This is a genomic window from Streptomyces sp. UG1, from assembly GCF_049974585.1.
Taxonomy (GTDB): domain Bacteria; phylum Actinomycetota; class Actinomycetes; order Streptomycetales; family Streptomycetaceae; genus Streptomyces.
Genome location: NZ_JBNGGG010000027.1, coordinates 55181 through 77428, shown reverse-complemented (window position 1 = coordinate 77428; position 22248 = coordinate 55181). Strand labels below are relative to the sequence as shown.

Below are 22248 nucleotides of genomic sequence, written 5' to 3'. Positions count from 1 at the left end.
GCTCAGCGGCAGTGACATCGACATCCCCCTCCCAGTCCACTCCCGCGAACCGGGGCGTGGCATTCCAGGACGCGCTCCAGGTGGCGGCCGGGATCGCCGCCTACAGCCCGTCCTCGCACAACTGCCAGCCCTGGGGCGTGGGTTGGGCGACCGGCGCGGCCGCCCGGCACAGCGCGGCGGCACTGCTCGCGGAGACTGCCGAGCAGAACGGGGCCGACTACGGCGCCACACAGGACGAGGTCGAATACCTGGTCCTCGCCCTGGACCACGAACGGCAGCTCACCGCGCTGGCCTCGCACCGGGTCGAGATGCTGGTGAGCTGCGGTGCGTACGGAGAGATCCTGTTGCGGGCCCTGGCCGCCCAGGGCTGGCGGGCCGACCGGGTCCACTTCGTCGCCCCGACCCCAGCGGCCCACGGGCCGAAGGACGACGACCCCGGCCGGATCTTCGGCGGCCGTTGGCCGAGTGCCTGGGTGCCGCTGTGCGTCGTCCGCCTGTCACCCGCGCACACCCCCTCGAGTGACCTCGCCGAGCTGCGCGACACCGTGCGCGCCCGGCACACCAACCGGGGCCCCTACCGGCCCGGCAGGATCGACCCCGCCGTGCTCGCGGGACTGTCGACGTCACGGTCGGCGCTGTCGTTGTTCCGGGCGGCACCGGGCGACTCGGAGGTCACCGTGCGCCATGTGGTGGCCGATGCCGAGCGCGCCGCGGTCGCCGGCCTGGTCTCTCGGCACGGCGGGCGCGACTTCAGCCACCGCGCCGCCTGGCGGGAGACGCACTCGTTCATACGCCGCGACGACGCCGACGCCGAGAGCAGCGGTGACGGCTTCACCCTCGGTCAGCTCTTCGGACCACTGTCTTGGCCGCGTCGGTTCGGCATGCGGATCGCCCTGGCGCCCGCGACCATGCGGATCCTGCGGCACGTGGGTTACCACCGGATCCTCGCTCGTCAACTCGCCGCCATGGTGCGGCGCTCTCCAGCCGCCGTTGCCCTGTGTCTCGACGACGAGGCGCCCGGCGCCGGGTCCGTCGTCCGCGGCGGCGCCGTTCTGGCCGACTACTGGCTCGGTGCGACCCGCGCCGGACTGGTCCTGCACCCCGTGAGCGTCATTCTCCAGCACGACGATGTCCGGGCCGAGTTGGAGCAACGGCTCGGCCTGTCCGGGCGGGCGTTCTTCGTGAGCAGACTGGGACGTGCGGTCACGGAGTTCCCGCCGTCCCGCCGGCTCACGGCGTCCCGCGTGCAGCGGCTCGTATGACGCTCTCCGGATACGTGGCTGTCGGCCAAAGCTAAACCACCGGCCATTCACCAGCGCCTGGCAAGCGGTATGTGGATGTTCAGCGTCTCCCCAAGTCCCCTGCTACTGCCGCGTTACGTGCTAGCCTCAAAGTGCGCTTATACGAATTACTATATGGGCGGCGAAAAACTGACCACCAATCAGTCGCCTTAGGCAGCAATGAGTGTCGGAAGAGCGCTTCGGCGCCCTCTCGGGGGAGGCACGCACTTTGCACCACCGCAAGCGAGCACGACCGAAATCCGCCTGCCGGCCCACCCGGACGGTCCACCCTGCCATCGCCCGATAAGGGCACCTCCGGCCAACGTCACATCCCTGGCCATGACGGGTGAACCACCCATGCACCCGCGCGGTCCCACCTCATGGGAGGCAGTCGGTGATCATTCGCGTACTCATTTGCTGCGAGGACGCAATCATGGGCGCCGGTATGCGAGCACTGCTCGACCAGCAACCCGACATCACGGTGGTCGGCAACGCGACCGGCGCCGAATCCGCGGCAGCCGCCAAGGAGCAGCAGCCTGACGTCCTCGTCATCGTGTCACCTGCTCTGACCGTGGAGGACAAGCAGGAACTCGCCGCTCTGGCCAGCGGTACGAAGGTGATCCTCATCGCGAAGGCGGAGAACGCGCCGCGCTCCATCGAGGCCCTGCGCGTCGGCGTCCGGGCGGTCCTGACTCCGGGCACCTCGGCCGACGAGCTGATCCATGTACTGCGGACGGTCTGCGCCGGCGGGGCCATCGTCATGCCCGAGGAGGCCAGGCCGAGCCTCCTGTACCACCCACCGGACGAGGCCTGCTCGACGCCTGCCGCGAGCCTGGTGACGACCCTGACACCACGGGAATCAGAAGTGATTGTGCTGCTCGCCCAAGGAAAGTCGAATGCCGAGATAGCTGAGAAAATGTCAGTTTCCACGGCGACCGTACGGACCCACGTTCACCATTTACTGAGGAAGCTCGGAGTGGGCACGCGCGCCCAGGCCGTGGCCGTCGCCTATGAGTCGGGACTCATCTCCGCCATTGGCCGAAAACCGGCCACCTGAGACCAGATCGACTGAAAAATAGTCAGTATCCCTTTCAACCTCACTGCGTGAAACTTCTACGCCCGGTACCCGTCGCCGATCCGCTCTCCCGTCACTTCGTCGAGGACTTTGGCCATTTGACCGAAGTCCTCGACCAGCCGCTGAAACTGTGGGCTTTCCATGTCACGCTCGAACTCCTCGCGACTGGTCACCTCGATGATCTCGAAGTAGTGAAGGGGAGGCGACACGGCCACCACCCGCTGAACACCGAAGGCGAGGACGCTGGGCAGCTCGGGGCAGGTCGCGTAGTCGACCTCCCGCACCCACTTCTCGAAGCGCTCGGCGTCGACGCCGTCGTGCAGTCGTATGCGGTGAATGATGATCGTCAAGGTGAACCTCCATCCGGTACCGGCCGTCAACGGCGACGGCGCGGGCGTCGGTTGTCCCCCAGACCCAGCGCGCGTGCGACGTTGTTCTTCTGGATCTCGCTGGTGCCCGAGAAGACGCGTGCGGGCAGGGCGTCACGGAGGAAGGCCTCGGCCTCTCCCTCGACCATCCCCAGGCCGCCACGCACCTGGACGGCATCCAGGCCCAGTTGTACGGCGGCCTCGCTGACCGCGAGTTTCGCGAGTGCCGGTGCGATCTCGTCCCGGCTGCCCCGCGTCAGTTGCCAGGCGGCCTTGTACAGCAGGAGCCGGGCGGACTCCAGGCGCAGCGTCATGTCGACGATCCGGTGACTGACCGCCTGGAAGCCGCCGATGGGGGAACCGAACTGTTCGCGCTCCCCGGCGTATTCGATCGTGGACTCCAGGATGCGCCGCATCGCGCCCAGGTATATCGCGAACAGGCAGACGCGCTCCCACTTCATGGACGCGGAGAACACACTGGCCCCCGCGCCCTCGGCGCCGAGCATCTGGCGGGCCGGGACGACGCAGCCGTCGAAGTGGACGTCGGCCGTGGGCGATCCGCGCAGTCCGACCTTGTCGTAGACCGGACCGACGCCGAGTCCCGGGGTGCCGGCCTCGACGATGAACGCCGTGAGCCCGAAGAAGCCTCCGTTCGGCTCGGTCGCCGCCTGCACGACGAAGACGTCGGCGACGGGTGCGTTCGTCGTGAAGCACTTGCTGCCCTGGAGCACGTACTCGTCGCCTTTGCGCTCCGCGCGGGTGCGCAGGTTCAGCGCGTCGGAACCGGCCTCGGGTTCGGTGATGGCGTGCGCGGCGATCCGCTCGCCCGAGCAGAGCGCGGGCAGCCACTCCCGCTTCTGTTCCTCCGTTCCGAACTCGACGAGGGGCATCAGTGAGGCGAACAGATGGGCGGCGACGGAGAATGCGAAACCGGTGTCCTCGGTGCCGTAGCCCAGTGCCTCCATGACCACCGAGGAGGTGACCGCGTCCAGACCGCTGCCGCCGTACTCCACGGGCACCGCACCGCCCACGAGCCCCTGTGCGCCCGCAAGCCGCCAGCGCCTGCGGAAGTCACCGGGGTCGAACACGGTGCGCGCCGCATCCTTTCGGGCGGCGAGCTCGCGCCGGGCGAACGCGACGACCATGGCACGCATCTCCTCGCTGTCCGCGTCGAGTTCGAAGTTCATCGCGCTCCGTCCAGGTGCTCTTCGATGAGTACGTGGTAGTTGATGCCGCCCGTGCCGAAGGAACTCACGGCCGCGCGCCTCGGCTGCCCGGGCCGGCAGTTCCACGGTGCGGGCTCGGTCGGGACGACGGCCGGGACGGCGTCGAGGTCGAGGGCCGGATTCAGCGTCCGCAGGTTGGCGTTGGGGGGCAGTGTCCCGGCCCGCATGGCGAGCAGCGTGCGCAGCAGCCCGGCACTGCCGGCGGCCGCGAACGTGTGCCCGAAGAACGACTTGGCCGAACCTATCTCCAGGGGCCGGGAACGCTGTTCGCTGCCGTACATCCGTGCCGCGGCCGCGATCTCCACACGGTCCCCGACCTTGGTTCCGGTGCCGTGGGCCTCCAGGTAGTCGACCGCGGACGGCCCGAAGTCCACCTCCGCGAAGGCCCGTCGCATGGCCAGTAGCTGGCCCTCCACGTCCGGGGCGATGAGGGACTTGGCGTCGTTGGACGCACCGATGCCTCTGATGACTCCTAGGACTTCATCACCGTCGCGGCGGGCGTCGCCGTATCGCTTGAGCAGGAACATGCCGCAGCCGTCGCCCGGGCTGAAACCGTCGGCTGCCCGGTCGAAGGGTGCGTTCGTGCTGTGCGACAACAACCCGAGCGCCGAACAGAGCACCATGTCCCGGGCGTTGCAGGCCAGCTCGACACCACCCGTCACGGCGAAGTCCGCCGTCCCCTGCCGAAGAGCACCGACGCAGAGGTCCAGCGCCGCGAGGGACGAGGCACACGCGGCCTCGACGCCGAGCGGCACGGCGTCGAGCCGGTACTCGTTGGCCAGCAGTGCCGCCACGCCACTCGCCAGGCAGCCGTCGAGGAGAGCCGGTGACATCGCCTGCTCCGGCGCCCCCGGCATCCTCTCGCGCACCGCTGCCAGCAGGGCCTTCTTCTGCAGTGACGACAGGCTGTCAAGGCCGGCGAGTCGTCCGACCGCCTCGTCCCAGGACTGCAGGGACATCTGCGCATGGGTACGGCGCTCGCGCGTCAGGCCCAGGTTGGTGCCGATCGCGACGAGTCCCCTGCCCGCGAGCCGTCCCGCCGCACCGCGCGCACCCGGATCCCCACCCGGCTGCGCGGCCCGTCCCCGGAACAACTCGGCGGCCACTGCGAGCGCAAGGCTCTGAGTGTCGTCCATGGCCGCGTGGCGCAACGGGATGATCCGCACATCGCCGGAAGGTTCCTGCGGCACCGGCACATGACCGCCCTGGTCGGTGTAGCTGTGGGTGAGACTGAGTGCCCCCGGCTCGTAGTACAGATCCCGGTCGAGCACGGACTCCGGGACGGGGCCGATGCGGGTCTCGCCGGAGCTGACGACCCGCCAGAAGCCCTCGGCATCGGCGGCGCCCGCGAAGCGGCCTGCGACACCCACCACCGCGATCGGTTCCGGGCCCGGCACGGCCGCGGTCCTGCCCACGGTTCCCTGAGCCCGGCCCGGCGTGGACGAAGTACGGCGTCCGGCCGACCCCTTCGGCTCGTCGACGTCGCCGGCCCCGTCCGCCGCGTGCTCCTGGACGACGAGATGGCAGACAGTCCCGGTGAACGAGGCCCCGAGCACCGCGGCCAGGCGCGGAGTCGCGTCGGCGCTCGCACGCCACTCCTCGCTCCGAGGCGGCAGTCGCAGCGGGGTGCCGCCGCCCAGGGAATCGCTCTCAGTGGCACCGCCCAGTGCACGCTGGGGAGGAATCCGCCGGTGCTGCAGGGCCAGAGCGACCTTGGTGACGGCGGCGACACCGGCGTTGGCGAAGGTGTTCCCGAGCCGCTCCCGCACACTGCCCACGGCCACGGACGCCGGAGCGGCACCCCCGTGAATCCCGGCCAGCGCCGCCAGCTCCGCCTCGGCCTCGGCGGCGACGGCCGAGCCCACGCATTCCACATACGTCACCGACCCGGGCCGCACCCCGGCAGCGCGCAGAGACGACTGGGCGAGTGAGCGGCGCAACTCGGCGGACCGTGAGGAGCGGAAGGCGCCAGGACGAGAGTCATGGCGTACGGAGGAGTCGAGGATCGCGGCGTAGATCCGGTCGCCGTCCCGGACGGCGCGGGAGAGCCGCTTGAGCAACAGCGCGCCGACGCCCTCACCGACCCGGCCGGAGTCGTGCCCGGTGCTGCCCCCGCTCATCGGCCCCATGAGTCCTTTGGCCTGCAGGGCCCTGGTGACGAAGGGGCTCTCCCACCGCTGCCCCGCGACCACGAGGACCGCGTCGGACACCTCGCGGCGGAGGTTGCGCACCGCGTTGTCGAGGGCCACGAACGATGTCGCGTCCGCCGACTCGACCGCGAGCGTTCGGCCGTGGAACCTGAACGCGGTGGCGATCCGGGCGGGGATGGTGCTCGCCATCTCTCCCACCCGGTCGTGCGGAGAGGCGCCCGCGTGCCGTGCCACCAGCGACCGCAGTTCCCGGGCGGCGGCCCGCGCCGCTGCCTCGTCGACACCCTCCGCCACCGCCGCCAGCTCGACCTCATGGGCGTAGCGGGCGGCTTCGATCCGCAGTGCGTTGGCGTGCTGGCGGTCCAGGCCGAAGCAGGTGCCGGTGATGACATCGGTACGGTCCGTCGGCAGGGCCCGTCCGGGATGTCCGGCGTCCGACAGGCACTGGCGCGCCGCTTCCAGCATGAGAATCTGCATCCGAGCCATGGCCCCCGCCTGAGCCGGCGGAATCCCGAATCGGGCAATATCGATGTGCAGGTCGTCCAGTGAACCGGGAGGGGTCCTCCCGGCGCCGAGCGGAATTTCCCGATTCAGCAGTTCCCAGTACTGGTCCGGCCCCGAAGCACCGGGATAAAGAGCCGCGATCCCCACGATCGCCACGGGCTCCTTCAGGGAATCGCACTCGTCGCGGCGCAATTCCGAATCGGACGGCATGATGCGGCCTCTCCTACATGTTGTTCCGGCCCGTCACCCGGGCGAAATTCCGCAAGGACCGAAGGCGGGAAGGGAAGAACACGGGGGGTCGGACGGACAAATCAGGGCGGGCCCGACCCCATGCTCCGAGCCGTCCGCTACCTGCTGACCGCTGCGGGTTCGCCCTGGCTCGGCAGGACCGCGCCCGGCAGCCTCAGGGCCGGGTCCTGGGCCAGGATCTCGGCATGGAGGCGCTGCAGTGGCGCTCCGGGCTGGATCCCCAGTTCCTCATCGAGTCGCCGCCTTGCCCACCGGAAGAGATCCAGCGCCTCCCCCTGACGCCCCGTGCGGTAGAGGGCGACCATGAGTAGTTCGCAGAGTCGCTCCCGCAGTGGGTAGAGGGCGACGAGCTGGCGCAGCTCCGCGATCGCGCGTGCCTCGTCGCCCACCGACAGCAGGGCGCCGACCAGATCCTCGCAGGCGGTCAGCCGGCGTTCGTCGAAGAGAGCCGCCGCACCCCGCACGCGCAGGCCGTCGCCGGCGTCGAGGAGGGCGGGACCGCGCCAGAGATCGAGAGCCGACTGCAGGACCTCCAGTGAGCGCTCGGGCCGCATCGGCAGGTGCGCGGCCCCCTGGGCGGCCAGATCGAGGAACCTGTTGCCGTCCACGCACTCCGGTGCCACCTCGAGGAGATAGCCGTTGTTCACACCGCGCAGCACAGAGCTGCCCCGCCGGCACAAGCCGGGCTCGATCGCCCTGCGCAGTCGGGTCGCGGTCGCCTGCAAGGCGTTTCGGGCATTGCCGATGGCATGCCCGGACCACAGTTCATCCACGAGGTCTTCATTGGACACCGCTCGCCCCGCCTCGAGCGCAAGGGTGGCGAGCATGGCCCGCACCTTGTTGGCTCGAATGGCCCGTATCTGCCCGTCTACGACAACGGAAACCGGGCCCAGTAGATTGATGTGCAAGTCGCTCCCCCGAGTTTGACGCAAAATGAAATCGCAAGAACCAGTGATCCGCTCAACTCTGGCTCGAGTTTTTCAGCCAGGATTGACTCCTGTCATCAATCCATTGATGTATTTCTGCACTCCACAATAGGTTGACCCGCACCACACGGCCGCCTCCACCATTCGTTGAGACACCGCCCTGAGGACACCCCGCGTGGCGACCCCCCTGACACGTTTTGCATAATGCAAAAGTACGGAAGGGGAAGGAATGGACAGCACTCGGACGGTCGCCGGCAGCAAGCGGAGCAGGTCCGCGCCCTGGGGCGTGATGGCGCTCGCCGTGGTGGTCGGCGCCGGGGCAGGGGCCGGTTCGGTCGTCTTCCGCTGGTGCATCACGACCTTCACGCGCTTCTTCTCCGGCCACACCGACTACGCGGCCTCGCCCGGCGCGGGCAATCCCCATGTGCCTTGGCTGGGCCCGTACTTCGTGCTGCTCGCCCCGGTGGTCGGCGGTCTGCTGTACGGGCCGCTGGTGCACCGCTTCGCCAAGGAGGCGCGCGGCCACGGGGTGCCGGAGGTGATGCTGGCCGTCGCCCAGCGCGGCGGCCGGATCAGCCCGAAGGTCGCGGTGGTCAAGACGCTCGCCTCCGCCCTCACCATCGGCTCGGGCGGCTCGGTGGGCCGCGAGGGGCCGATCGTGCAGATCGGCGCCGCCCTCGGCGCCACGCTGGGGCGAGTGACGAGGGCGGCCGAGGGGCGGATGAAGCTGCTGGTCGCGTGCGGCGCGGCGGGCGGCATCGCCGCGACCTTCAACGCGCCGCTGGCCGGGGTGTTCTTCGCCATGGAGCTGATCCTGGGCACCTTCTCCGCGGAGGCGTTCGGGGCGACCGTCCTGGCCGGCGTCACCGCGAGCGTGATCGGCCGGGCCGCCTTCGGCGACGTCGCCTTCCTGGCCCTGCCCGCCTTCCATGTCGCGCACTTCACGCAGTACGGCCTGTTCGCCCTGCTCGGTGTGATCGCCGCGGTGGTCGGCGTCGGCTTTTCCCGGGTGCTGTATCTGGTCGAGGACGTCTGCGACTGGGCCTGGCGCGGCCCCGAGTGGCTGCGCCCCGCGGTCGGCGGCCTGGCGCTCGGCCTGGTGCTGCTCGCGCTGCCGGAGATGTACGGCGTCGGCTACCCGGTCCTGGAGAAGGCCACCGAGGGCGGATACGCGGCCGGTTTCCTGCTGCTGTTGCTCGTCGGCAAGGTGCTGGCCACCAGCCTGACCATCGGGATCGGCGGCTCGGGCGGGGTGTTCGCGCCCAGCCTGTTCATCGGGGCGATGCTCGGTGCGGCGTACGGCGCGGGCGTGAACCACCTGCTGCCCGGCACGGCCGGTTCGGTGGGGGCGTACGCGCTGGTGGGCATGGGTGCCGTGTTCGCCGGGGCCTCCCGCGCGCCGATCACCGCCGTGGTGATCCTCTTCGAGCTGACCGGCGAGTACTCGATCATCCTGCCGCTGATGCTGGCGATCGTGCTGGCCGCCGCCGTCAGCAAGCTGCTGACCCGCGACACCGTCTACACCCTGAAACTGCGCCGCCGCGGCATCGACCTCGACGGCCCCGCCCCCGGCGCCCGGATCGGCTCCCAGCGGGTCGGCTCCGTCATGGACCCCCTGCCCTCGCCACTGCCCGCGGCGACCGAACTCGCGGACGCGGCCGACCGGTTGAGCCTGTCCGGATACGGGGCGCTGCCCGTGGTCGACGCCTCCGGGCGCTATGTGGGTGTGGTCACCGCCCGGGCGGTCGCCGAGGCGCTGGCGGAGCAGCCGGACGCGGTCCCCGCGGTGGTGGGGCAGCTCGCCGAACCGCCCGCACCGGTCACGACCGACCAGCCCCTCGCTCAGGCGCTGCACACCCTGCTCTCGGCGGCGGGCACCGGGGTACCGGTCCTCGACCCCGCACACGGCAGGCCGGTCGGCTGGCTCAGCCACCAGAGCGCACTGCGAGCGGTGCACGAGGCGGCGTGACGTCGAGCACAAGGCATGATGCAAAATTTACCCAGTGCAATGATCGGATGGAGCGGCGCATCCGTACCACCGTCTTCGTGGGCGGTGCGCTGGTCCTCACCTGCTCCGCCCTCGCCTACCCGTCCGTGCCCGGCGTGCAGAACGCCTCGAACAACACGGCCCGGATCATCGCCAACACCCCCTACGGACCGCTGACCGAGGCGGATCGCGACTTCGTGGTCAAGGTGCGCTCCGCCGGGCTGTGGGAGTACCCCCTGGGCGAGCTGTCCATGGAAAAGGGGACGACGAAGGCGGTGAAGGAGGCCGGCGAGCACCTGGTCGTCGGGCACGCCCTGCTCGACGCCAGCTCCCGCAAGGTCGCCGCCGAGCTGAACATCACCCTGCCCAACCAGGCCAGTCCGCAGCAACAGCAGTTCGTCGCCACCGTGGACGCGAAGAGCGGCAAGGAGTTCGACTCCACTGCGGTGAACATCATGCGCGTCACGCACGGCCAGATCTTTCCGACCATCGGCAAGATCCGCGCCACCACACAGAACACACTGGTGCGCCGGCTCGCCGACCAGGCCAACGACGTCGTCCTGGACCACATCACGGTTCTGGAAAAGACCGGACTGGTCAATTTCGACCAGGCCAACTTCCAGCAGACCACCCCGCCGAAGCTGCCCAGGGAGCAACTGACCCCGCCCGTGCCCCAGCCCGGCGCCCCCGTCGTGGCGCTGACTCCGCGCCCGGACCTGCCGAACTTCTACGGCGGCCTGGCCTCCCCGGGCCCGTCGCCGAGTTCCGGATGATCAGGAGGCGGCGGCCGGGTCGTCACCGGGCGCGCCCGAGGCCGTAGGGCCGTGCGAGGCGGTGTGGGCGAGCCGGAAGGAGCGTACGACCGCGACCGTGCAGGCGGCGACGAGTGCCGCGGCCCAGCCGCCCACCGTGCGCAGCGGGTGCGACGGGGACGCTCCGGTCTCCACACCGCGCGGCGGCACCGCACCCTTCGGGTCGTACACCATCGCGAGCGCGTCGCCGGGCCGGGTGGCCTGCCCGCAGCCCCGCCAGAGGCGCACCTTCAGGGGGACCCCGTCCTGGTCGGCCACCGCACACAGGTAGCGGCCGCGACTGGAGACGGCTCCAGGTCCGCCCTCGACCGCGGTCACCACCACGGACTCCACCTGCCCCCGCTCCGCGAGCACCACGCCCACGGCCGCCTGGGGCGTCTGAAGCGCCAGGCAGATCCCGAGGACGGCGACGATGCCGATCAGCGCCCGCCCCGCGCGCACCACACAGAGGTAGAGCACGAGCGCGCCGGCGCACACCAGGCCGCCCTCACCGTCCGCCAGCCCGGGAACCCCGTACCAGGCCCCGGCGAGGGCGGCACCGACGATCGCGCCCGCTGCCACGCACCCGGCCAGGAGCCCCTCCGCGGTCAGCCACCAGGGCGGCAGGCCGACGAACTCGGCCGGTCCCCACACCGTGCTGCGCAGATGCCCCATCAGGTGCGCCTCCGGCGCGGACACGGGCTGACGTCTTCGCCGCATGCGTCTTCCCTTCCCGCGTCCTTCCGCGTCCGTCATCCTGGTGCACCGAGCGCACGGTGCGCATTGCCCTCGGGCGGACACACCCACGCGGTCCGCGTTGCCGACATCAGGCAAGGAGCCGCCCCTTCGCGATTCCCTTGCATTATGCAAAACGAGCGGCGGACCGAGAAGTTCGGCCCGGGTCCGGCGAGGCCCCGGCACAGCTCAGGCGTCACGGGCCACCGGGACGTCCACGGCCCAGCCCAGGGGGTGCGGCTGCGCGTCGTCCAGCGCCGGCGCCAGGGGCTCTCCCCCGGCCTCGTTGAAGGCGGCCAGCGCCTCGATGAGTGCCAGCCGCTGCGTGGGGGTGAGCCGCTCCACGATCGCTGCGATCTCGGTGCGGCGCCGGGCGGTGACGTCCTCGACCGTACGCCGCCCCTCGTCGGTGAGCTGCAGCAGGGTCTCGCGGCGGTTGCCGGGGTTCAGATGCCGGTCGGCGAGTCCGGCCGCGATCAGCCGGTCGACCATCCGCATCGCGGTGGAGGGCGCCACCTGGAGCAGGTCGGCGAGCGCGACCAGCTTGGTGGCACCCCGGGTGTGCAGGACCACCAGCATCCGGAACTGCGGGAGCGTCACCCCCTCCTCGACCTCGGCGAGGGAGCGGGCCGAGACCGCCACCAGCAGCCGGGACGCGGTCAGCACCGCGCGGGTCACCGCATCGACATCGTCCATCGCCCCCGTGGGGGTCTCACGCTCCGGCATATGTCCTTTCTATCGTGCCGAAGTCGCTGTTCACTCACGCGGTGGGAACAGATTTTCCTTCCTCATGACCGTGGTAGCGCAGCAGGAGCATGGCGGCGTCGTCGTGGGGCGGTCCGCCGGAGTGCTGGGCGAGATCCGCGCGCAGGGCCTCCAGGGCGCGGTGCGCATGGGGATCCTTCAGCAGGTGCGCCCGCTCACCGACGGGATAGAAGCGCCCCTCGTCGTCACGGGCTTCGGTGACCCCGTCGGTGTACAGCAGGAGTTGTTCGCCGGGGGCGAAGTCCACCCGATAGGGCTTCGGGCCCTCGGTCCCGTGCGCACCGAGGCCCAGCGGAAGGGCATAGGTGGGCGGCTTCGGGAAGTCGACGGCGCCGTCCCGGCGTACGACCATCGGGGCCGGATGGCCGTAGTTGAGGAAGACGGCCTCGTGGCGGGTGCCGATCTCGGCGAGGATCGCGGTGACGAACTTCTCACCCTCCAGCTCCCGGGCCACGCTCCGCTCCAGGCGTTCGCCGAGCCCGACCAGGTCGGGTTCCTCGTGGGCGGCCTCCCGGAATGCGCCGAGGACGAGGGCCGCCGTCTCCACCGCGGCCAGGCCCTTGCCCTGGACGTCGCCCACGATGACCCGGATGCCGTGCGGCGAGGCGACGACCTCGTACAGGTCGCCTCCGATGCGCGCCTCGGCGACGGCCGACGTGTACGACACCGCCGCCTGCAGCGGCCCCGCGGTCAACGGCACCGGCCGCAGCAGCACCCGCTGCGCGACCTCCGCGATCGACCGCACGCTGGCCAGCTCCGCTTCCCGGCGCGAGCGCATCACGGCCGCCGCGACGCCGATGGCGGTCACACCGGCCACCGCGGCCATGGCGGTGAACCCCCGGCGCTCCTCGAACAGCCCGTCGTACAGCCCGAGACCCACGCACAGCACCAGCGCCACCAGCCCGAAGACCACCGTACGGCGCCATCCCCCGACCAGCCCCGAGAAGGCGGGACCGAGCGACACGAGCGGGAGGAACCCCACTCCCGGCCCCGCCACCACGTCCGCGACCGCCACCATCGCCATCACCACGACCGGCATGGAGGACAGCACGGTCCGGCTCGATGGCGACTTCTTGTCGGTCATGAAGTACTCCAGCAGTGTCGCGGCACTCGAGAGCCGCCCCTTGCCACTGCGGGCGCCCCTCCCCCACCTTTAGACTATGCAAAGGTGGTCCGGGTGACACGGCTCTCAACTCCGGTCCTTTACCCAATCGAGTCCGAGAGCCGACATTCCCGACCCGCGGAAGGCGACCATGACGCAGAGAGACACCGCACGCCGCCGCCCTCAACCCCCCACCGGATGGCGGAGACAGGCAGCGCGGCTGCCGATCCTGCTCTTTCGCGCGGGACTTGGGCCCCTGTTCGGGAAACGGTTTCTCCTGCTGCACCACACCGGCCGCGCGACCGGGCTCGACCGCATGGTAGTGCTGGAAGTGATGTCCTACGAGCCGGTCGACCGGAGTTGGACCGTCGCCTGCAGTTTCGGGCCGGAGGCCGACTGGTACCGGAACCTGCGCGAGGAGCCCAAGACGCTCATCCAGTTCGGCAACCGTCCGCACGCCGTCACCGCCCGCTTCCTCCCGCCCGACGAGGGCGCCGAGGTCATGGTCGGCTACGCGCACCGGCACCCGCGCACGGCACTGCGCCTGTGCGCGTTCATGGGACTGCCCGCCGACGGCGGCAAGGCGTCGTTCCGCGAGGCGGGCAGGTCCATCCCGTTCGTCCGGCTGGAGGCCGCCCTCGGACAGCGCGGGCACACACGCGGACGCGCGTGACGCCCCGGACACGGAGTCCGGGGCGCCGTGCCGCAGTGGCCGCTTTCCCTTACACCGCGGCGACACGCTCCAGCGGCCGCAGTCGCCGTCGACCCGGCCGTCGGGCAGTACCAGAGTGGCCCACGAGTCAGGCGGGGCACAGGCTTTCCTCGATCATGTCAGGCCCTCGTAAGGTCCACGGCTTCCTCGGCCTTCCTCCGGCGGGGCATCGAGGCCACTTGTGAAAATCGGCGGGAACACCTGGCGATCTGTTTTTGCACTCTGCAATGATCGGGCGAGGGGGAGCCGGCGATCGATCGCCGTGCGGCGCCCAGGAGTGATATCGGCAAGGTTACGCGGCACGGCACGCCACACCGGCCGTCGCCGGCCCCCCTCCCACAGTTCCTCGGCCGCGGCCGAGGACGTCATTCCGGCGCCTGTGCTCACGAGCGCCGCAGCGGGGCGCTGTCCCGAACAAGGTTGCCCGCACCCGGCGTTACCGGCCGAGGCACGAGCGACGGCAGACTGTGTGCGCACAGGAGTGAGGCGGCGCTGTTCACAGTGCGCGCGCGAGGGGAGAACGGGGCCGTGACCAGACCCGGTACAGGCAGCGACGGGACGCCCGAGGAGCGGGACGGCGGCGCGTCCGGCTCCGAGGAGATATGGCTGAAGTTCCTCACGGACGACGAGCGTGCCATCCGCACATCCGCCCCCAGGGAACCCTCCGCGCAGGAACGGGCGCTGGGGCGGCGCCCCCGGCCCCACCCCCTGGACGGGACACCGGAGCGCAAGCGGCTGCGGCACCACACGCCGACGGCCGCCGAGTCCGACGCGGTCGGCGAGCTGTGGCAGCCGGAGGAGTACCGGTCCGGACCGGCCTGGCGGGACCTCGACGGCCGAGCCAGAGCCCGGCGGGTCGTTCGCGTGCTCGCCACGGCGGCCGCGATCGCCGTGGCCGTAGGGGCCTGGTCCTGGTTGTCCACCGCAGCGGGTGCCCCGGACGGCGGGCTGGACGACATCACCGTGCAGCAGTCGGAGCGAGCCCGACACGAGCCGCCCACGGCAACCGACTTCCCGTCCCGGTCCGCGACGGAGCCGTCCTCGCCCGTCGCCTCCGTCGAATAGGAGCCGGCGGCCCTCCGCCACGGGCCGGGTTCGCCGCTGGAACACCCGCATTCCCAGACGCTGAGTGACGTGGTGCCTGATCAGGAAGGCGATGTCGGTTCTTGCCCCTCGCCGCCGGGCTGGCGGATGCGCACCGTGCCCGCGTCCAGGTTCACCAGGAAGGGCGGGTCTTGTGCCGGCCTGACGTTCTTGCGTACGCGCTCCTGCTCCATGGCGCGCTTGACGGCCTGGGCCCCGGGGTCGCCCTCCTGGATCAGGTCGACACCGATCGACGACAGGCTCTTGGTCTTGCGCCAGTAGATCCAGCCCCGGGCCTCCATCGCCAGCAGAACACGATCCGCAAGGAACACGAAGGCGCCCAGCGCGACGATGCCTCCCGCGACCAGCACCAGGAACGGTAAGAACACGTCCATGGGCACGAGCCTACTTCTGGAATCGTGCCGATCGCGGGCGCGCGGCACCCCGCCGACCGCCGCATGGCGGCACGCCGGACGGACAGCGCACGCCCCCGTCTCGGCGGTACTCCGCGCGTAGTAGCCCCGCCACTCCCCGGGGAGTAGCCCCGAGTGACGCCCTCGGGGCGACGCCCGACGGCAGTGCTCGGGGACAGCCTGAGAGGGTGATTCTCATCGAACTCTTCGCACCCCCGGGCGCCTTGGACTCCGCACAGCGCGAGTGGCTGGCCCGCCGGATGATCGAGCTACTCATGGCGTCCGACCAGCCGGACGACTCCCATGCCCCCGAAGTCCTCGAAGCGGCCCGGTCCTGGACGCAAGTACTGATCCACGAGCCGACGACCTGGGTGGTGGGCGGACGGCAGTCGGTGGATCCCGCCGACCCGCCCCGTTACGTGGTGCGGGTCAGCGCACCGGCCGCCTGGCGCAAGGACATGAGCGGCCATGTCATCGATTGCCTCACCCAGGCCCTGGCGGAGGCCGAGAAGGCGGCCGGCCGCGACCCCGACCGGCTGCGGCACGAGCCGCATGCGTGGATCCATGTCATCGGCGTCACCGAAGGCAGCCTCGGCGTACTGGGCCGCGCCATGGGGAGCCTGGACCTCATCCGCCACCTCACCGCCCCGCACCGCGACGCCATCGCCCGCAGGTCCACCGCGGACCTGCCGCCGGGCCATGTCGTCGACCCGGTGTGCGGCATGACCGTGGACCTGAACACCACCGACCTCACCCTGGAGTACGACGGCACCGTCCACGGCTTCTGCCACGGCCAGTGCCGGCGGATCTTCGCCGAGGAGCATGGCGTATCGCTCGAGGAGAACCGCCGGGACGAGGTCGTTCAGTGACCGTGGGGCGGCTCGAAGCAGTTGGTCTCCGGGTACGGGTCGTTGGCCCGGACACCGTGGTTGGGCTTTCTGCACGAACGCCGTGACACATGCGTCGTCATGCCGGGCCGCCCGCACCGTCACCGGATCCCCACGCACCCTGCTCCCACAGCCGCTTGAGCACCGGCCCTATACACGCGGCCTCCCGCACGGCGGTGGGCGTTGTTCTCGATGTAGCGCGGCGCCCCGTCACGGGCCCCCGGCTCCGTCGCCCGGCGAAGACCGCGCCGACCATCGGGCCCCTCCCCGCGTGCCCGATCAGCCACCGAATCCCGTCGATCAGCCACCGAATGCCGTCGCTCACGGCTCCCCGTCCCGGCCTGCGAGCGGCCCCCGGCCTTCGCCGCAGCCCTGAGCAACGGCACCCGAGGCCCCCGCCCTGGCCGCCTCAGTCGTCCGGCTGGGCCTCGGCGGTGGTTCCCGGCTTCGGTCTGGCCCGCCCGGGCGGGGTGAAGGTGTAGAGGTCGAGGATGTCGGGGCAGGGTACGACACCGGGGCCGCCGGAGCGGACCCAGGTGAGGATGTCCTCGGTGGCGTCGAGGTCGTTGACGAGGCCGAGCCAGACGGGGCGGGCGCCCGCGGCGCGGCCGGCGGCGGAGGGCTGGACGACGATCACGTTGGCGTGTTCGCACACGCCGAGGCAGTCGGAGATGCGCACCGGCGCGTGCTCGGCGAGGCGCGCGGTCTGCTGGGCGTGATCGACCCCGGGCACCTTCGGGGTCCCGCAGCAGCAGTCCCGGCAGACCACGATCCGGCTGGGTACGGGCTGTTCGGGCGGTGTCGGCACGTCAGCACCGCCCGGCCGGCCGAAGGTAGCGGATCACCGGGTGGCCGGGGTCGTCGGTGACCTCGGCGCGGACGCCGTAGACCTGCTCGATGAGGGTGGGGGTGAGGACCTCGGCCGGGGTGCCCTCGGCGACCGCGCGGCCGGCGTGCAGGACGAGCAGGCGGTCGCAGTACATCGCGGCGAGGTTGAGGTCGTGCAGGGCGATCACGGTGGTGACCGGGAGGGCCGCGACGAGGTCCAGCAGGTCGAGTTGGTGCTGGATGTCGAGGTGGTTGGTGGGTTCGTCGAGGAGGAGTTCGCGGGGTTCCTGGGCGAGCGCGCGGGCGATCTGGGCGCGCTGGCGTTCGCCTCCGGACAGGGTGTGCCAGGACTGGCCGGCCCGGTCGGTCAGTCCGGTGCGCTCCAGGGCCGCGCGGACCGCCTCGGCGTCGGCGGCCGTGGCCGGGGTCCAGGCGCGGCGGTGCGGGATGCGGCCCAGGGCGACGACGTCGCGGACGGTGAGTTCGGTCTGGGTGTGGGCGTCCTGCTCGACGGTGGCGACGCGCCGGGCGGCGGCACGGCGGCCGACGTCGCCGAGCGGGCGTCCGTCCAGGGTGACGACCCCGGCGGTGGGTGCGAGGACGCCGGCGAGGAGTCTGAGCAGCGTCGACTTTCCGGAGCCGTTGGGTCCGAGCAGGCCGACGGTCTCGCCGGGGCGCAGGGCGAGGGTGACGCCGTCGACAATGACCCGGCCGGCGACACGCCGTACGACACCCTGGGCCCGCAGGCTCGTCATGCCTTCCTCCGTCCCCGGTAGAGCACGGCCACGAACGCCGGTACGCCGATGAGGGACGTGACCACGCCCACCGGGACCTCCTGGGGGTCGAGGAGGGTGCGGGCGGCGGTGTCCACCCACACCAGGAACACGGCTCCGGTCAGCGCCGTGACCGGCAGCAGGCGGGCGTGGCCGGAGCCGGTCAGGGCGCGGGTGAGATGCGGCAGGACCAGGCCGACGAAGCCGATCGCGCCGGCGCTGCTCACCAGCGCGGCGGTGAGCAGCGCGGTTCCGCAGAGCAGCACCAGCCGAGTGCGGGCGACGCGGACGCCGAGCCCGGCTGCGGCGTCGTCACCGAAGGCGAAGGCGTCCAGGGTGCGGGCGTAGCCGAGGCAGACGGCGAGGACCAGGGCCAGGACGGCGGTGCACAGCAGCACCTGCCCCCAGTCGGCGCCGGTGAGCGAGCCCAGCAGCCAGAACAGCACGCCCCGGGTGGTCTCGGCGTCGGCGGAGGTCAGCACGATGAACGAGGTCAGTGCGGAGAAGAGCTGCATGGCCGCCACCCCGGACAGCACGACCCGGTCCGTGCTGCCGCCGAGGAGATGGCTGAGCAGCAGCACCATCGCGAAGGAGAGCAGCGCGCCGAGGAAGGCACCGGCCGACAGCGACACCGCTCCCCCGCCGACTCCCAGCACCACGACGGCGACGGCCCCCGTCGACGCGCCGGAGGACACCCCGAGCACGAACGGGTCGGCCAGCGGATTGCGCAGCAGCGACTGCATGACCGCCCCGCACACGGCAAGCCCGGCCCCGCACACGGCGGCGAGCAGGGTGCGCGGCATCCGCAGGTTCCACACGATGCCGTCCCGCAGGGGCGCCAACGCGCCCTCGCCGAGCCCGAGATGAGCGGCCACGGACGCCCACACGTCGGCCGTGGAGATGTCGGCCGGCCCGATCGTGACCGCGACGGCGACCGACGCGAGCAGCGCGGCCAGTCCGCCGCCGGTCAACACCAGGGTGCGCACGCTCACTTGGCGAGCCCGAAGTCGCGCAGCCCCGCGGCGACCTTCTCGATCCCCTCGACCGTGCGGATGGTCGGGTTCATCGCCTGCCCGCTGAGCAGCACGTACCGCTTCTCCTTCACGGCGGTCAGGTTGCGGGTGGCGGGGTTGGTCTCCAGGAAGCGGATCTTGGCGCGGGCGCTCTCGGCGGTCTGCTGCCTGCGCGTCAGGTCGCCGATCACGATGACGTCGGGGTCGCGGTCGGCGACGGTCTCCCATCCCACCTGGGGCCACTCGTCGTGGGTGTCGGAGAAGACGTTCTTCGCGCCGACCGCGCGGGTGATGGCGCCGGGCGCGCCGCAGCAGCCGGCGAGGTAGGGCGACTGGGAGTTGGCGAACCAGTACATGAGGGAGACATCGGGGGCGTGCAGCCCGTCGGTGGCCGCGCGCACCCGCTGCCTCAGCTCGGCGACGAGCTTCTCGCCGCGCTCGTCGACGCCGAAGGCACGGGCCAGGTCGCGGATCTCGCCGTACACGGCGTCGAGGGTGAGCGGCTCGCTGCGCGATCCGTCGCCGCCGCTGTCGTTGTCCTTGCCCGTCGAGCAGTCGGAGGGCGAGACGTACGTGGGCACGCCGAGCTTCTCGAACTGCTCGCGGGTGGCGACGCCGCCCTTGCCGAGGGTGGAGACGAACGAGGCGGTGACCAAGTCGGGTTCGGCGTCCAGGACCTTCTCGAAGGAGGGGTTGTCGTCGGCCAGCCGGGTCACGGCCGCGTTCGCCTTCTCCAGCCCCTTCATCACCGGGTCCGTCCAGGTCGCCGTGCCCGCCATGCGGTCGGCGAGGCCGAGGGAGAGCAGGATCTCGGTGGTGCCCTGGTTGAGGGAGACGACGCGCCGCGGGGCGGACTTCAGGGTGACCTTGTGGCCGCAGTTGTCGATCGTGCGGGGGTAGCCCGCGCCGGCGGGCTTCGCGGTGTCCGCGTCGGAGGCGCCGCCGCCGCATGCGGTGAGCAGCAGGGCGGACGCAAGGAGAAGTGCGGGGGTACGGAGCACGGGCATGCCTCGGGTGTCGGGGCTCGTACGCGGAGCCTGGCCTACGGACGTCCTCCCCGCCGGGCGGCGGTGAGGTGCCAGCAGGTCTTCGGACTCGGGTTCGTCCGGTCGGGGCCGCCTTCCCGGTCTCCCAGTGGCGTTGTGAACCTGCCGTGCCCCGCCCGTCCCCCTCACCGCTGCGCGTCAGTTCCGGATTCCCACCGGATTCCCTGGCCTCGGTTGTGGCTCGACTGGCCTGATGAGGCTACCAAGTCCGTATGGCCGCCCCACCCGCCTGTACGGGAACCCGGGGCGAGGTCCGGATCTTTGTGGCTTCTGCCAGTACGGCCCTGCGCCGAGGTGCGGGAAGACTGCCCGCCACAGGCCACGGTGTGTCCCGGGGCGCGGGGGCCGACGCCGAGGGCATCGACGATGCACACGGGAGGACGACGCGGTGAGCGTGCAGCAGTACGACGAGATCGGTGAGGCGTTCGAGGGCTTCAAGTCCCTGCCGCTGACGCGGTATGCGGAGGTGCCCGGCTTCCTGGCCATGGTCGGGGACGTGCGCGGCAAGGCGGTCCTCGACCTGGCCTCCGGCACCGGCTTCTACAGCAGGGAGTTCATGCGGCGCGGCGCCGCGGAGGTGTTCGGCGTCGACATCTCCCGGGAAATGGTGGCCGCGGCGCGCGAGTTGGAGGCGCGTGAGCCGCTCGGGGTGCGCTACGAGGTGGGGGATGTCACCGAACTGCGGCCGATGGACCGGCAGTTCGACATCGCACTGGGGGTGCAGTTGCTCAACTACGCCCAGGATGTCGCCGCCATGGAGCGGATGTGCCGCAACGTGCACCGCAGCCTGTTGCCCGGCGCCGAGTTCTTCGTGCTGGCCCAGTCCCCCGACTACCGCCCCGACCCGTCGTCGCTGGAGAAGTACGGCTTCCGCTGTGAGCCGACCGGCGAGGAAGCCGCGACCGGGCCGCGTTTCCGGGTCACGGCGCTGCTGGACCCGCCGGTCAGCATCATCAGCGCCGCCCCGCGCCGCGAGGTCTACGAAGCGTCCCTGCGGGCGGCCGGATTCAGCGAGGTGACCTGGGTCCCGCTGGAGGTGTCCGAGGCCGGCCTGCGCGAGTACGGCGCCGACTTCTGGGCGGACTTCCGCGCCAACCCGCCACTGGAGATGCTGCGCTGCCGCGCCTGACGGCCGTCCGGGCCGGCGATCAGCCGCTCCGAGTCCGTCATTTCCTCCATCTCCTCACGGTCAGCCGGCGACGGCGAGCCCCAGTTCGCGCTCGCCGAGTGACGCGAAGAAGCGCTCCACGTCGGCTTCCGTGACCTCGGGGAGGGTGGCCGGCGACCAGCGCGGGGCGCGGTCCTTGTCGATGATCTGGGCGCGGACCCCCTCCACCAGGTCGGGGCAGGCCAGCGCCGCGCAGGAGACGCGGAACTCCTGGTCCAGGACCCGCTCCAGCGCGCCGAGCCGGCGGGCGCGGCGCAGCGCGGCCAGCGTGACCTTGAGGGCGGTCGGCGACTTGGCGAGCAGGGTCTCGGCGGCCTCCTTGGCGGCCGGGTCACCGCAGGTGAACAGCCGATCGACGATGGCCTCTACGGTGTCGGCGGCGTAGCACGCGTCGATCCAGTCGCGCCACTCGGCCAGTTCGCCCGGGGGCGGGGAATGCCGCGCATGCCGGGCGAGCGCGTCCCGTACGGGCGATTCGGCGAGGTCGGCGACCAGGTCGCCGAGCGCGGCGGACGGCACGTAGTGGTCGGCGAGCCCGCACAGCATGGCGTCCCGGGCCCCGATCTGCGCCCCGGTGAGGGCGAGATGGGTGCCCAGTTCGCCCGGCGCGAGGCCGAGCAGATGGGTGCCGCCGACGTCCGGGACGAAGCCGATGCCGGTCTCGGGCATGGCGATCCGGGACCGCTCGGTGACCACGCGGAACGCGCCGTGCGCGGAGAGGCCGACGCCGCCGCCCATCACGATGCCGTCCATGAGGGCGACGTACGGCTTGGGGTAGCGGGCGATCCGGGCGTTGAGGCGGTACTCGTCGCGCCAGAACGCGGCCGCGGCGGTGCCGTCGCCGTCGCGCGCGTCGTCGTGGATGGCGCGGATGTCGCCGCCCGCACACAGGCCGCGTTCGCCCGCGCCGGTGATCACGACGGTCTCGACGGCCGGGTCGTGCTCCCAGGCGGTGAGGGCCTCGTCGATGCGGCGGACCATCGCGTGGGTGAGGGCGTTGAGGGCCCTCGGCCGGTTGAGGATGATGCGGCCCGCCCGGCCGGTGGTGTGCAGCAGGACCGGCTCTTCGGCGGCGCTCATGATCTCGTTGGCCCCTTCCAGGTCACGGACGATCTTCCCGGCACCGTTATATAGTTGGACGTCCTAGTAAATCCACCGCCGAGGGTG

At 71.3% G+C, this 22248-nt stretch carries 21 protein-coding genes and 1 riboswitch; of the genes, 8 read left to right on the top strand and 13 right to left on the bottom strand.

The genetic code is table 11. The features are described 5' to 3' along the window. Positions 1-11 precede the first annotated feature (11 nt). Both ACP4J3_RS28425 and ACP4J3_RS28420 read left to right on the top strand, forming a co-directional pair. The gene (locus ACP4J3_RS28425) at positions 12-1262 is read left to right on the top strand and encodes a RedV protein (protein ID WP_426538904.1); all 1251 of its coding nucleotides are present in this window, start codon (positions 12-14) and stop codon (positions 1260-1262) included. Between the two features lie 451 nt (positions 1263-1713). Further along, a complete protein-coding gene (locus tag ACP4J3_RS28420; protein WP_426538903.1) occupies positions 1714-2337 on the top strand; it encodes a DNA-binding response regulator in 624 nt (207 codons plus the stop codon). 56 nt (positions 2338-2393) lie between these two features. Here the strand turns inward: ACP4J3_RS28420 and ACP4J3_RS28415 are convergent, their stop codons facing one another. From ACP4J3_RS28415 to ACP4J3_RS28400, 4 genes are all read right to left on the bottom strand, one after another. Further along, positions 2394-2705 carry a RedY protein gene (locus ACP4J3_RS28415; RefSeq protein ID WP_426538902.1) on the bottom strand — a complete coding sequence of 104 codons (312 nt, stop codon included), beginning with the start codon at positions 2703-2705 and terminating at the stop codon, positions 2394-2396. 26 nt (positions 2706-2731) lie between these two features. After that, positions 2732-3910, bottom strand: coding sequence for an L-prolyl-[peptidyl-carrier protein] dehydrogenase (gene redW / locus ACP4J3_RS28410; protein WP_426538901.1), 1179 nt, complete (start codon positions 3908-3910; stop codon positions 2732-2734). Continuing rightward, positions 3907-6813 (bottom strand): polyketide synthase, encoded by a 2907-nt coding sequence (locus ACP4J3_RS28405; RefSeq protein ID WP_426538900.1) that lies wholly within the window; start codon positions 6811-6813, stop codon positions 3907-3909. Before ACP4J3_RS28405 ends, redW begins: the two co-directional genes overlap by 4 nt. A gap of 137 nt (positions 6814-6950) precedes the next feature. After that, on the bottom strand, positions 6951-7679 hold the full coding sequence (locus tag ACP4J3_RS28400) for an AfsR/SARP family transcriptional regulator (RefSeq protein WP_426538899.1): 729 nt from the start codon (positions 7677-7679) through the stop codon (positions 6951-6953). Positions 7680-8067: 388 nt separating this feature from the next. On the opposite strand from ACP4J3_RS28400, the gene ACP4J3_RS28395 reads away from it, so the two are divergent. Together ACP4J3_RS28395 and ACP4J3_RS28390 are read left to right on the top strand one after the other, a co-directional pair. Further along, complete coding sequence (locus ACP4J3_RS28395; RefSeq protein WP_426538973.1) at positions 8068-9747, top strand: chloride channel protein; 1680 nt, start codon at positions 8068-8070, stop codon at positions 9745-9747. 47 nt (positions 9748-9794) lie between these two features. Beyond that, positions 9795-10538 carry a DUF4142 domain-containing protein gene (locus tag ACP4J3_RS28390; protein WP_426538898.1) on the top strand — a complete coding sequence of 248 codons (744 nt, stop codon included), beginning with the start codon at positions 9795-9797 and terminating at the stop codon, positions 10536-10538. Here ACP4J3_RS28390 and ACP4J3_RS28385 read toward each other — a convergent pair whose 3' ends face one another. The 3 genes from ACP4J3_RS28385 to ACP4J3_RS28375 form a co-directional block, all read right to left on the bottom strand. Beyond that, entirely contained in the window at positions 10539-11276 is a 738-nt protein-coding gene (locus tag ACP4J3_RS28385) for a hypothetical protein (RefSeq protein ID WP_426538897.1), read from the bottom strand. A 204-nt stretch (positions 11277-11480) separates the two neighbouring features. Then, a complete protein-coding gene (locus ACP4J3_RS28380) occupies positions 11481-12017 on the bottom strand; it encodes a MarR family winged helix-turn-helix transcriptional regulator (protein ID WP_426538896.1) in 537 nt (178 codons plus the stop codon). A gap of 34 nt (positions 12018-12051) precedes the next feature. Next, positions 12052-13140, bottom strand: a complete 1089-nt coding sequence (locus ACP4J3_RS28375) for a PP2C family protein-serine/threonine phosphatase (RefSeq protein ID WP_426538895.1) — start codon at positions 13138-13140, stop codon at positions 12052-12054. Positions 13141-13309: 169 nt separating this feature from the next. Here ACP4J3_RS28375 and ACP4J3_RS28370 point away from each other — a divergent pair, with 169 nt between their 5' ends. Further along, positions 13310-13831 (top strand): nitroreductase family deazaflavin-dependent oxidoreductase, encoded by a 522-nt coding sequence (locus tag ACP4J3_RS28370; RefSeq protein WP_426538894.1) that lies wholly within the window; start codon positions 13310-13312, stop codon positions 13829-13831. A gap of 567 nt (positions 13832-14398) precedes the next feature. Then, a complete protein-coding gene (locus ACP4J3_RS28365; protein ID WP_426538893.1) occupies positions 14399-14935 on the top strand; it encodes a hypothetical protein in 537 nt (178 codons plus the stop codon). An 80-nt stretch (positions 14936-15015) separates the two neighbouring features. On the opposite strand, the gene ACP4J3_RS28360 is transcribed toward ACP4J3_RS28365, so the two are convergent. Next, a complete protein-coding gene (locus tag ACP4J3_RS28360) occupies positions 15016-15348 on the bottom strand; it encodes a hypothetical protein (protein WP_426538892.1) in 333 nt (110 codons plus the stop codon). A 206-nt stretch (positions 15349-15554) separates the two neighbouring features. Here ACP4J3_RS28360 and ACP4J3_RS28355 point away from each other — a divergent pair, with 206 nt between their 5' ends. Next, entirely contained in the window at positions 15555-16235 is a 681-nt protein-coding gene (locus ACP4J3_RS28355) for a YHS domain-containing protein (protein ID WP_426538891.1), read from the top strand. A gap of 427 nt (positions 16236-16662) precedes the next feature. Here the strand turns inward: ACP4J3_RS28355 and ACP4J3_RS28350 are convergent, their stop codons facing one another. From ACP4J3_RS28350 to ACP4J3_RS28335, 4 genes are read right to left on the bottom strand one after another with little or no spacing between them, the layout of a single operon-like run. Beyond that, positions 16663-17061 carry a (2Fe-2S) ferredoxin domain-containing protein gene (locus ACP4J3_RS28350; protein ID WP_426538890.1) on the bottom strand — a complete coding sequence of 133 codons (399 nt, stop codon included), beginning with the start codon at positions 17059-17061 and terminating at the stop codon, positions 16663-16665. 1 nt (position 17062) lies between these two features. Next, entirely contained in the window at positions 17063-17836 is a 774-nt protein-coding gene (locus ACP4J3_RS28345; protein ID WP_426538889.1) for an ABC transporter ATP-binding protein, read from the bottom strand. Beyond that, on the bottom strand, positions 17833-18846 hold the full coding sequence (locus ACP4J3_RS28340; protein WP_426538888.1) for a FecCD family ABC transporter permease: 1014 nt from the start codon (positions 18844-18846) through the stop codon (positions 17833-17835). Before ACP4J3_RS28340 ends, ACP4J3_RS28345 begins: the two co-directional genes overlap by 4 nt. After that, positions 18843-19874, bottom strand: coding sequence for an ABC transporter substrate-binding protein (locus ACP4J3_RS28335; protein WP_426538887.1), 1032 nt, complete (start codon positions 19872-19874; stop codon positions 18843-18845). Before ACP4J3_RS28335 ends, ACP4J3_RS28340 begins: the two co-directional genes overlap by 4 nt. Before the next feature lie 56 nt (positions 19875-19930). After that, positions 19931-20118, bottom strand: a riboswitch (cobalamin riboswitch). Positions 20119-20301: 183 nt separating this feature from the next. On the opposite strand from ACP4J3_RS28335, the gene ACP4J3_RS28330 reads away from it, so the two are divergent. After that, positions 20302-21042 (top strand): class I SAM-dependent methyltransferase, encoded by a 741-nt coding sequence (locus ACP4J3_RS28330; protein ID WP_426538886.1) that lies wholly within the window; start codon positions 20302-20304, stop codon positions 21040-21042. Between the two features lie 60 nt (positions 21043-21102). On the opposite strand, the gene ACP4J3_RS28325 is transcribed toward ACP4J3_RS28330, so the two are convergent. Beyond that, complete coding sequence (locus ACP4J3_RS28325) at positions 21103-22161, bottom strand: enoyl-CoA hydratase/isomerase family protein (RefSeq protein WP_426538885.1); 1059 nt, start codon at positions 22159-22161, stop codon at positions 21103-21105. Between the last annotated feature and the right edge of the window lie 87 nt (positions 22162-22248).